The organism is Streptomyces sp. NPDC054786 (assembly GCF_053611685.1).
This window is the reverse complement of sequence record NZ_JBSHAW010000071.1, coordinates 17,262-27,264: the sequence shown is the minus strand read 5'-3', so window position 1 is coordinate 27,264 and position 10,003 is coordinate 17,262. Positions and strand designations below refer to the sequence as shown.

Genomic DNA, 10,003 nt, shown 5'->3' with positions numbered 1-10,003 from the left:
TAAAGCGCAGCAGTCCACACACCAGGCCCCGCAGGCCCGTCACCGCACCCACAGCCCCGCGCAGCGGACCCCGCCCGCCGCAGGCGCAACGGCGAGACACCACCACGGCGGGACAGCCGAAAACGTGGGACGCAAGCTAAGCGCAGAGGAACGGCGGGACAGCCGAAATCGTGCGCGGCTCAGTGAAACGTATGGGCCTCCGCCGGAAAGCTTCCGCCGACGACGTCCTCGGCGAACGCCTTGGCCGCGCCGCCGAGCAGCTCACGCAGCTGGAGGTACTGCTTGACGAACTTCGGGACATGGCCGGCGGTCATGCCGGCCATGTCGGTCCACACCAGCACCTGGGCGTCGCAGTCCAGGCCGGCGCCGATGCCGACGGTCGGGATGTGCAGCGACCGGGTGACCTCGGCGGCCAGCTCGGCCGGTACGGCCTCCAGGACGACCGCGAAAGCACCGGCGTCCTGCACCGCCTTCGCATCCCGCAGAAGCTGCTGGGCGGCCTCCTCGCCGCGGCCCTGTACGGGGTAGCCGCCGTAGGCGTTGACCGACTGCGGGGTCAGCCCGACATGCGCCATCACCGGGATGCCGGACGAGACCAGCAGCTCCACCTGGTCGGCGGAGCGCTCACCGCCCTCCAGCTTGACGGCGCCCACGCCCGCTTCCTTGACCAGCCGGGTGGCGTTGCGCAGCGCCTGCACCGGCCCTTCCTGGTACGAGCCGAACGGCAGATCGCCGACGACGAGCGCGCGCTTGGTGCCCCGGACGACCGCCGCGGACAGCAGCGTGATCTCGTCCATGGTGACCGGCACGGTGGATTCGTAACCGAGGTGGCAGTTGCCCATCGAGTCACCGACGAGCAGAACGGGGATGCCGGCCTCGTCGAACACGGAGGCGGTCATCGCGTCGTAGGCGGTGAGCATCGGCCACTTCTCGTCGCGCTCCTTGGCGGCGGCGATGTCCCGGACGGTGATCCGGCGCGACCCCGAGCCCCCGTACAGAGACTTGGCAACCGGCTTCTGGGCAGGCGAAAGCTGCGTCATGGTGACGGCTCCTGTTCGTCATCTCGAGGCACCCTGACGGTGTCCCCGGACTCCCCTCCATGCTGGCACGGCCCGCGTACAAGGAAAAGGGGAGCGGGTGTGACCGGTCTCCCTTCGCCCGGACGACGGGACTCGCCCGGCGGGTTTTCGATACGGAACGGCCCCGTATCGATAGCTGCTTAGGGTGCCGGCATGGCCACCCCCTCCAGTACTCCGGGCGCTGCGCAGGCCCGACAGATCCCGGAACGTATCCACCGCCGCCGCTGGGCGGTCCTGTCCACCCTCATGCTCAGCCTGCTGATCGTGGTGCTGGACAACTCGATCCTCAACGTCGCCATGAAGACGATCGCGACCCCGGCTCCCACCGGCCTCGGCGCCACCCAGAGCGAGCTGGAGTGGGCGATCAACTCCTACACGCTGGTCTTCGCCGGTCTGCTGTTCACCGCGGGCCTGCTCGGCGACCGGCTGGGCCGCAAGAAGACGCTGCTCTTCGGCCTGGCCGTCTTCGGTGCCGGATCGGTGCTCGCCGGAGTGTCCGGATCGCCCGCCGAGCTGATCGCCTTCCGCGCGCTGATGGGGCTGGGCGGCGCCTTCGTGATGCCGTCCACCCTCGCCATCCTGATGAACGTCTTCGAGCGGGACGAGCAGCCCAGGGCGATCGGCATCTGGGCCGGCGGGGTGGGTCTGGCCATCGCGGTCGGCCCGATCGCCGGCGGTCTTCTCCTCGACCACTTCTGGTGGGGCTCGGTCTTCATGATCAACGCCCCGATCGTGGTGATCTCGCTGATCGCGATGGTGGTCCTGGTGCCCGACTCCCAGGACCCCAGCCCCGGCCGGCTGGACCCGTTCGGGGTGCTGCTGTCCGTCGTCGGACTCGTCCTGCTGGTCTACGGCATCATCAAGGGCGGTCAGCTCGCCGACTTCACCGACCCGCAGGTGGTCGGCACGATCGCCGGCGGCCTGGTGGTGCTGATCGTCTTCGTGGTGCACCAGAAACGCAGCGACCACCCGTCCATCGACATCGGCTACTTCCGCAGCCCCGCCTTCTCGGCCGCCATCGTCGCCATCGCGCTGGTCTTCTTCGCGCTGATGGGCGTCGCGTTCTTCACCGTCTTCTACATCCAGAGCGTGCGCGGCTACACCCCGCTGCAGGCCGGGATGCTGTTCCTGCCGCTGGCCGCCGCCCAGACGGTCTTCGCGCCACGGGCCAGGCTCGCCGTGGACCGCTACGGCGCCCGCGCGGTGTGCACCTTCAGCATGTTCGTGGTGGCCACCACCATGTCGGGTCTGCTGCTGCTGGACACCGACACCCCGATCTGGGTCCTGGAGGCGCTGTTCTTCCTGCAGGGCGCCGGCATGGCGCACATCATGCCGCCGGCCACCGTCGCGGTCATGCAGGCGCTGCCCCGGGAGAAGGCCGGCTCCGGCTCGGCCCTCAACAATGTCTTCCGGCAGGTCGGCGGCACCCTCGGCGTCGCCGTCCTCGGCTCGCTGCTGTCCACGAGCTACCGCGACGGTATGCAGGACAAGCTCGACGCGCTGCCGGGCGTACCGGCCGCCGCCCGGCACGCGGCCGGTGAATCCATCGAGGCGACCCACGGCCTCGCGGACTCGATGGGCCCGGCGGGCCGGTCGCTGATCGCCGCCGCCGACGATGCCTTCATCCACGCCATGCACATCACCGCGCTCGGCTCGGCCGCCGTCGCACTGGTCGGGCTCGTGGTGGCCGCGGCCTTCCTGCCCGGCAAAACGGCACCGGTGCCGCAGGCGGCGGAGCCGCAGGAAGAGCGGAAGGCGGGCGTGCAGCGATGAGCCGGGCGGCCGGGGACTCCGAGGTGGCGGCGGCCGGGGAGCGGCCGGGCCCGGCGGCCCCCGGGCGCCGCGGCCGGCCGCGCAGCGCCGCGGCCGACTCCGCCATCATCGAGGCAGTGCTGCGCCTGATCGAGGACGGTGCCTCCATAGGTGAGCTGTCCATGGAGCGCATCGCCCGCGAGGCCGGCGTCGGCAAGGCCACGGTCTACCGCCGCTGGGCCGCCAAGAGCGCCCTGATGCTCGATGTGATGCGCTCCCTGGACGTCCCGAGCCCGCCGCTGGACGGCACCTCGGTACGCGATGACCTCGTCGCCCTGCTGGAATTCCTGCGCCGCCGCGGACTCGCCAAGCGCAGCTCAGCGCTGCTGCGCACCCTCGTCAGCCACGTCCGGGCACAGCCCGGGCTGTGGGCCGAGTACCACGAGACGGTCCTGCGGGCCCGCCACGAGACGCTGCTCGGGGTGCTCCGGCGCGGGGTGGCGAACGGCGAGATCCGCACCGACCGGGACCTGGAGACCCTCGCCGATCTCTTCGTCGGCCCGATGCTGGCCCGCGCCCTCCTCCACGAGTGGCAGGAACTGCCCGAGAGCCTCCCGGAGGACATCGTCGACATGATCCTGGAGGGCGTACGGCCGGCGGCGGACCGGGCCGCGGGCTGAACGCCGCGCACCAGCGGCGGTGTTGGGTGCAGGGGCGGATCCGTCCCCCGGAAATCCGTGCGTACACACCGCCGTATGACCGGACCATGCCCGTTCTGTCACAGCCGTTGTCACGAAGCCCGCGGCCGGAACCCCGACCCGTCACCGCGCCGTCCTCACTTGTAAGAAAGCGCATTACGGGCCATCGCCTAGGGTCGGAGACCACAGGTGAGGCGCAGCGAAGCAAGGTAGTGAGGACAGCTAAATGGCGCAGGCATACATGACGGAGCCGGGACAGGGGCACAACCCCGGGCAGGCCGGTTCCCGGGCCGGACGCCTGCGGAACTGGTGGCGTCCCGAGGGCATGTGGCGGCGCGGCATCGTGCTCGCGGTGCTCGCGGTCCTGCTCGGCCTGCTGATGATGCTGCACGCACAGATTCCCAACACCGTGGGAAACCTGGGCAGTCTGCTGGAGACCTTCCTGCCGTGGCTGGGGCTGGGCGTCCCGCTGCTGCTCGTCGCCGCGGTGCTGCGCCGCTCGGCGACCGCGCTCCTCGCGCTGGTGCTGCCCGTCTTCGCCTGGGTCAATCTCTTCGGCGGGCAGCTCACCGACAAGGCCGGCAACGGCGGCAATCTCACGGTCGCCACGCACAACGTCAACGCCGACAACCCCGACCCGGCGGCCACCGCCAAGGACATCGTGGCCTCCGACGCCGATGTGGTGGCCCTGGAGGAGCTGACCGGTGACGCCCTGCCCGCCTACCGGCAGGGTCTGGCGAAGGCGTATCCGTACCACACGGTCGAGGGCACCGTCGGGCTGTGGAGCAAGCGCCCGCTGTCCGATGCGAAGCCGGTGGACATCAAGATGGGCTGGACCCGCGCGCTGCGGGCCACCGTCACCGCCGCCGACGGCCAGAAGTTCGCGGTCTATGTCGCGCATCTGCCGTCGGTACGGGTCAAGGTCGAGGCGGGCTTCACCGCCAACCAGCGCGACGGCAGCGCCGCGGCGCTCGGCGAGGCGATCGCCGCCGACCCCGAGAAGAAGGTCATGCTGCTCGGCGACCTCAACGGCACCATGAACGACCGCTCGCTGGCCCCGGTCACCTCCCAGATGCGCTCCGCCCAGGGGGCGGCGGGCGACGGCTTCGGCTTCAGCTGGCCGGCGGCGTTCCCGATGGCCCGGATCGACCAGATCATGATGAAGGGGATGGACCCGGTCAAGGCCTGGGTGATGTCCCCGACCGGCAGCGACCACCTTCCGGTCGCGGCGTCGGTGAAGATCTGACCAGCGCCGACGCACTGCCGACGGTGATCTGACGCGAGCTTGTCACGCCCCGTTCCCACGCCGGAATACTGCGCCTGAGAGACTTTGTTCCGTAAGAGAACTTAACCGACTTACGGTCCACGCGCTGCGTGCCCGCCCGCACGCAAAACCCTGGAAGGTCTTTCATGCCCTTGGCTCTGCTCGCGCTCGCGATCTCGGCCTTCGGTATCGGCACCACGGAATTCGTGATGATGGGCCTGCTGCCCAATGTCGCGGACGATCTGGGCACCTCGGTGCCCACCGCCGGCTACCTCGTCTCCGCCTATGCCCTCGGCGTCGTCATCGGCGCCCCGCTCCTGACCGCCCTCGGCTCCCGCATCCCGCGCAAGCGGATGCTGGTCTGCCTGATGGCGGTCTTCACGGTCGGCAACCTCGCCTCCGCGCTGGCCCCCACCTTCGGTCTGCTGATCGCCGGCCGGCTGCTGGCCGGGCTCCCGCACGGTGCCTTCTTCGGCGTCGGCGCGGTGGTCGCCGCCCGGCTGGTGCGCGAGGGCCGCCAGGCCCGCGCGGTCGCCACGATGTTCCTCGGCCTGACCGTCGCCAACATCATCGGCGTCCCCGCCGCGACCCTCATGGGCCAGCAGCTCGGCTGGCGCGCCACCTTCCTCGTCGTGGCCGCCATCGGGCTGGTCGCCATGGCCTCCCTGGCCCGGCTGATCCCCCCGCTGCCGGCCGAGGAGCGCACCGGTCTGGGCAGCGAACTGCGGGCGCTGGGCAACCGCCAGGTGCTGCTCGGCCTGCTCACCACCGTCTTCGGCTTCGCCGGGATCTTCGCCGTCTACAGCTACCTCGCGTCGATGATGACCGAGGTCACCGGCTTCGCGGCGGGCTCGGTCCCGCTGGTCCTCGCGCTCTTCGGTATCGGGATGACGCTCGGCGCACTCGCCGCCGGCCCGCTCACCGACCGGGCCCTGCGGCCGACCCTGTACGGCTCGCTGGCCGCGCTGGCCCTCGTGCTGGCCGCCTTCCACTTCACCGCCCAGGTGAAGTGGGCGGCGCTGGTCACGGTCGTCGTCATCGGTGCCGTCGGCTTCCTGACCACCACCCCTCTCCAGATGCTGGTCATGAAGAAGGCGCAGCAGGCCCCGACCCTGGCCGCCGCCTCCAATCAGTCCGCCTTCAACCTCGCCAACGCCGGCGGCGCCTGGGTCGGCGGGCTGGCCCTGGCGGCCGGCTGGGGCTGGACCTCCCCGACCCTGGTCGGCGCGGTGCTGGCCGCCCTGGGCCTGGCCGTCGCCGTCGTGGCCGGTCTCCTGGACCGCGGCGCCCACGACGCCTCCCGGATCGTGGCCCGCAGCGGCGAGGCGGCGGCGGAGCCGGCCCCGGGCGCCGGCGTGCCGGCCGGTGACCACATCGGCTGACCGCCCACGGCGGCCGCCGAGCGAGCCGAGTACGGAAAACGCGGGACACCCGGAGCCTCCCCGGCCCTGCGGTGTCCCGCGTGACGTCCACCGCCCGTCACCGGGCCCTGACCAGGGACCCGGCCGCCTGACCGGGCCCGACCCTGCGGCGTCCCGCCGGACCGGGCGGCCTGTCCGCGGTACGCCCGCACGGGCGGCGTCCGGGGCAACCGGCCGGGCGGCCCGGCCGCGGGACGACGCCGGCCCGCCCCCACCGTGTCTCCGGACGGCCCGTCAGGCCCCTTCCCGCCAATGGTTGGTGATGGGCAGCCGGCGGTCCTTGCCGAAGCCCTTCGCGGAGATCTTGGGGCCGGGCGGGTACTGGCGGCGCTTGTACTCGGCGTGGTCGACCATGCGCAGGACGCGCGTCACCAGCGCCTCGTCGAAGCCCTGGGCGGTGATGTCCTCCCGGCCGCGGTCGTGGTCGACGTAGAGCTCCAGGATGCGGTCCAGGACGTCGTAGTCCGGCAGGGAGTCGGTGTCGACCTGGCCGGGGCGGAGTTCGGCGCTGGGGGGCTTGGTGAGGGTGTTCTCCGGGATCGGCGGGGCCTGGCCGCGGTCGGCGGCGGCCCGGTTGCGCCAGCGGGCCAGCCGGTAGACGACCGACTTGTACACGTCCTTGATCGGGCCGTAGCCGCCCACCGAGTCGCCGTAGAGGGTCGAATAGCCGCAGGCCAGCTCGGACTTGTTGCCGGGGGCGAGGACCAGATGGCCCTCCTGGTTGGAGATGGCCATCAGGGTGGTGCCCCGCAGCCGCGACTGCAGATTCTCCTCGGCCAGTCCGGTCAGCGGCAGCGCCGCCATGTAGGCGTCGAACATCGGGCCGATCGGCACCGTACGGAAGGACAGGCCCGTACGGTGCGCGAGTTCGGCGGCGTCGGTGAGGGAGTGCTCCGACGAATAGCGGGAGGGCATCGCCACGGCATGGACGTGCTCCGCCCCCAGGGCGTCACAGGCGAGAGCGGCGACCAGCGCGGAGTCGATCCCGCCGGACAGGCCGAGCACCACGCTGCGGAAGCCGTTCTTGGCGACATAGGCGCGCAGGCCGACGACCAGCGCGGTGTAGATCTCCTCCAGGTCGGTGAGGCGTTCGGCCGCACCGCCGAGGGTCTCGGGGGGATAGGGCGGCAGGGGTTCGGCGGAGAGGGTGAGGTGGTCGACCCGCAGCCCGTCGTCCAGCACGCCCGAGGGGGGCACGGGCGCCGCGGCGGGCAGGTCCAGGTCGACCAGTACACAGCCCTCCGCGAACTGCGGTGCCCGCGCGATCACGCCGCCGTCCTTGTCGACGACGATCGAGTCGCCGTCGAAGACCAGCTCGTCCTGCCCGCCGATCATCGCCAGATAGGCGGTGGTGCAGCCGGCCTCCTGGGCCCGCTTGCGGACCAGCTCCAGCCGGGTGTCGTCCTTGTCCCGCTCGTACGGCGAGGCGTTGACCGACACCAGCAGCCCGGCGCCCGCGCTGCGCGTCGCCGGCACCCGGCCGCCGTCCTGCCACAGGTCCTCGCAGATGGCGAGCGCGACATCCACCCCGTGGACCCGTACGACGGGCAGGGTGTCGCCGGGGACGAAGTAGCGGAACTCGTCGAAGACGCCGTAGTTGGGAAGGTGGTGCTTGGCGAAGCTCAGCGCGACCTCGCCCCGGTACAGCACCGCGGCGGCGTTCTGCGGGGCGCCCGCGGGGCGGCCGTAGCGCGGCTTGGCCTGCGTCCCGCGGTCGAGATAGCCGACGATCACCGGGAGGTCGCCCAGACCCTGCTCGGCCAGCCGGCCGGCCAGCGTCCGCAGCGCGCCGCGGCTCGCCTCGACGAACGAGGGGCGCAGCGCGAGGTCCTCGACGGGATATCCGGTCAGCGCCATCTCGGGGAACGCGACGAGGTGTGCGCCCTGGTCGGCGGCGTGCCGGGTCCAGCGCAGGATCGTCTCGGCGTTCTGGGCGAGATCGCCGACACAGGAATCGATCTGGTTGAGGGCGAGACGAAGTTGAGGCACTCCGCCAGTGTAATCGTCTTTCTGACGCAATGGGGGTCGGAGGGATCTCGGCGGTGCTTCGGGGGTGTGACGGACGGTCCCGCGGTGGCCCGTGGGCGCTCGCCACACGCCCCGGGGCCGCTACTTCTTGCGGTAGCCGATGATCGTCATCATTCCCGACTCCGAGTGGTAGACGTTGTGGCAGTGGACCATCCACAGCCCGGGGTTGTCGGCGTCGAAATCGACGGAGACCCTGCGGCCGGGCAGCAGGATCGTGGTGTCCTTGCGGGGGCCGCCGTCCGGCAGCGCGAAGGTGTGGCCGTGCAGATGCATCGGGTGCCACATCCTGGTGTGGTTGCGGAAGATGATCCGGACCCGCTCACCGGCCTCGACGGGATACCGCTGGGAGGGCGTGTACGGGCTCCCGTTGATCGCCCAGTCGTACTTCTCCATGGTGCCGGTGAGGGTCATCTCCAGGGTGCGGTCGGGGCGGCGCGACACGGACCGAACCGACTCGGCGGCCCGGAACCGGTCCGCGGTCAGCAGCCTGCCGTACAGGTTCTTGGGCCGGGTGGACGCACTCGGCGCCTCGCCGCTCCCGGTGCGCAGCAAGGCCAGCGCGGAGCGCCCCTTGCCCTCGGCGAGCACGGTGAGCGGGAAGACGCCGTCCCCGGCCGTGACCAGGACGTCGTAGCGCTCGGCCATCCCGAGGAGCAGCGCATCGGTCTCCGCGTGCTCGACGGGGAAGCCGTCGGTGTGCGTCACGGTCATCCGGTGGCCGCCGAGCGCGACGCGGTAGGCGGTCTCGCTGCCCGCGTTGATGAAGCGGATCCGGATGCGGTCGCCGGGCCTGGCGCGGAAGGTCCGCGGGTCGTGGGTGGTGCGCCCGTTGACGAGGTGGTACGGGTGGTCCACATCGCCCGCGTCATGGCCGAGCAGCTTGCTCCTGGCGCCCTTCAGGATCCGCGACGGGCCGTCGGCGGGGGCCGCTCCGCCCTGGGCGTGCGAGCCGCCGCCGCCGCGCTTTGCCTCGTGGCCCACGTCGCTCTCGGCATGGTTCATGCCGCCGCGGTCCACGCCCCCGTGCAGCTCCTTGAGCACCGCATCGGGAGTGCTGCCGTCCACCCCGTCGAGCCAGTCGTCCAGCAGGACGACCCACTCCTTGTCGTAGGAGAGCGGCTCCCTGGGGTCATCGACGATCAGCGGCGCATACATCCCGCGGTCCAGCTGCAGACCGTAGTGCGGATGCACCCAGTGCGTGCCGGGGGTGGTGACGGCGAAGTGGTAGTCGAACGAGCCGCCGGGCTTGATGGACCGCTGGGTCAGGCCGGGGACGCCGTCCATGTCGTTGCGCACCGTCAGCCCGTGCCAGTGCAGCGTCGTGGGCTGCGGAAGGTGGTTGGCGAGGGTCAGCGCGATCCGGTCGCCCGCGGTGACACGCATCTCCTTGCCGGGCAGCTCGTCGCCGTACGTCCAGGTCTTGACGGTACGGCCGCCCAGGTCGATCCGGGTCTCGGCGGCGGTCAGCGAGAAGTGGCGTACGGGCCCCGAGCCCCGCCTGCGCTCGGCCTCGGCGACCTCCGGGCCGTCGGGGGACACATACCCGGACGGCGTGTGGCCGTCGGGGCCGTGGGAGGGGTCCGTGCCGTTCAGATCGTCCGTGGCGGAGTGCGGGACGGAGCCGGTTGTGCCGGTGGCGCAGGCGGACAGCAGACCGCTGCCGGCGACGGCGATACCTGCGCCGAGCAGGGCGCGGCGGGAGGGCGTACGCATGGGGGAAGCACCTCGTGACGATGTCGGTGGTGATCTGGGTGGGGTGAG

General features: G+C 71.5%; 7 protein-coding genes. 4 read left to right on the top strand and 3 right to left on the bottom strand.

From position 1 onward, the window contains the following. Window positions 1-179 precede the first annotated feature (179 nt). Entirely contained in the window at window positions 180-1,040 is an 861-nt protein-coding gene (panB, locus tag ACWGI6_RS36500; protein WP_453271487.1) for a 3-methyl-2-oxobutanoate hydroxymethyltransferase, read from the bottom strand. Between the two features lie 192 nt (window positions 1,041-1,232). Here panB and ACWGI6_RS36495 point away from each other — a divergent pair, with 192 nt between their 5' ends. The 4 genes from ACWGI6_RS36495 to ACWGI6_RS36480 all read left to right on the top strand — a co-directional run bounded on the left by ACWGI6_RS36495 (window position 1,233) and on the right by ACWGI6_RS36480 (window position 6,175). Continuing rightward, complete coding sequence (locus ACWGI6_RS36495) at window positions 1,233-2,852, top strand: MFS transporter (protein WP_453271486.1); 1,620 nt, start codon at window positions 1,233-1,235, stop codon at window positions 2,850-2,852. After that, window positions 2,849-3,511, top strand: coding sequence for a TetR/AcrR family transcriptional regulator (locus ACWGI6_RS36490; protein ID WP_453271485.1), 663 nt, complete (start codon window positions 2,849-2,851; stop codon window positions 3,509-3,511). The genes ACWGI6_RS36495 and ACWGI6_RS36490 overlap by 4 nt, the downstream gene beginning before the upstream one ends. Before the next feature lie 259 nt (window positions 3,512-3,770). Further along, window positions 3,771-4,775, top strand: a complete 1,005-nt coding sequence (locus ACWGI6_RS36485) for an endonuclease/exonuclease/phosphatase family protein (protein WP_453271488.1) — start codon at window positions 3,771-3,773, stop codon at window positions 4,773-4,775. A gap of 164 nt (window positions 4,776-4,939) precedes the next feature. Further along, window positions 4,940-6,175, top strand: coding sequence for an MFS transporter (locus tag ACWGI6_RS36480; protein WP_453271484.1), 1,236 nt, complete (start codon window positions 4,940-4,942; stop codon window positions 6,173-6,175). A gap of 273 nt (window positions 6,176-6,448) precedes the next feature. Here the strand turns inward: ACWGI6_RS36480 and ACWGI6_RS36475 are convergent, their stop codons facing one another. Both ACWGI6_RS36475 and ACWGI6_RS36470 read right to left on the bottom strand, forming a co-directional pair. Then, on the bottom strand, window positions 6,449-8,203 hold the full coding sequence (locus ACWGI6_RS36475; protein WP_453271483.1) for an NAD+ synthase: 1,755 nt from the start codon (window positions 8,201-8,203) through the stop codon (window positions 6,449-6,451). 120 nt (window positions 8,204-8,323) lie between these two features. Continuing rightward, the gene (locus ACWGI6_RS36470; protein ID WP_453271482.1) at window positions 8,324-9,955 is read right to left on the bottom strand and encodes a multicopper oxidase family protein; all 1,632 of its coding nucleotides are present in this window, start codon (window positions 9,953-9,955) and stop codon (window positions 8,324-8,326) included. Between the last annotated feature and the right edge of the window lie 48 nt (window positions 9,956-10,003).

What these genes read in the sequence shown, in the direction of transcription:
- ACWGI6_RS36485 (WP_453271488.1), top strand. Translation starts at nt 3,771, where the DNA reads ATGACGGAGCCGGGACAGGGGCACAACCCCGGGCAGGCCGGTTCCCGG.
- ACWGI6_RS36480 (WP_453271484.1), top strand. Translation starts at nt 4,940, where the DNA reads ATGCCCTTGGCTCTGCTCGCGCTCGCGATCTCGGCCTTCGGTATCGGC.
- ACWGI6_RS36495 (WP_453271486.1), top strand. Translation starts at nt 1,233, where the DNA reads ATGGCCACCCCCTCCAGTACTCCGGGCGCTGCGCAGGCCCGACAGATC.
- ACWGI6_RS36470 (WP_453271482.1), bottom strand. Translation starts at nt 9,955, where the DNA reads ATGCGTACGCCCTCCCGCCGCGCCCTGCTCGGCGCAGGTATCGCCGTC.
- ACWGI6_RS36490 (WP_453271485.1), top strand. Translation starts at nt 2,849, where the DNA reads ATGAGCCGGGCGGCCGGGGACTCCGAGGTGGCGGCGGCCGGGGAGCGG.
- panB (WP_453271487.1), bottom strand. Translation starts at nt 1,040, where the DNA reads ATGACGCAGCTTTCGCCTGCCCAGAAGCCGGTTGCCAAGTCTCTGTAC.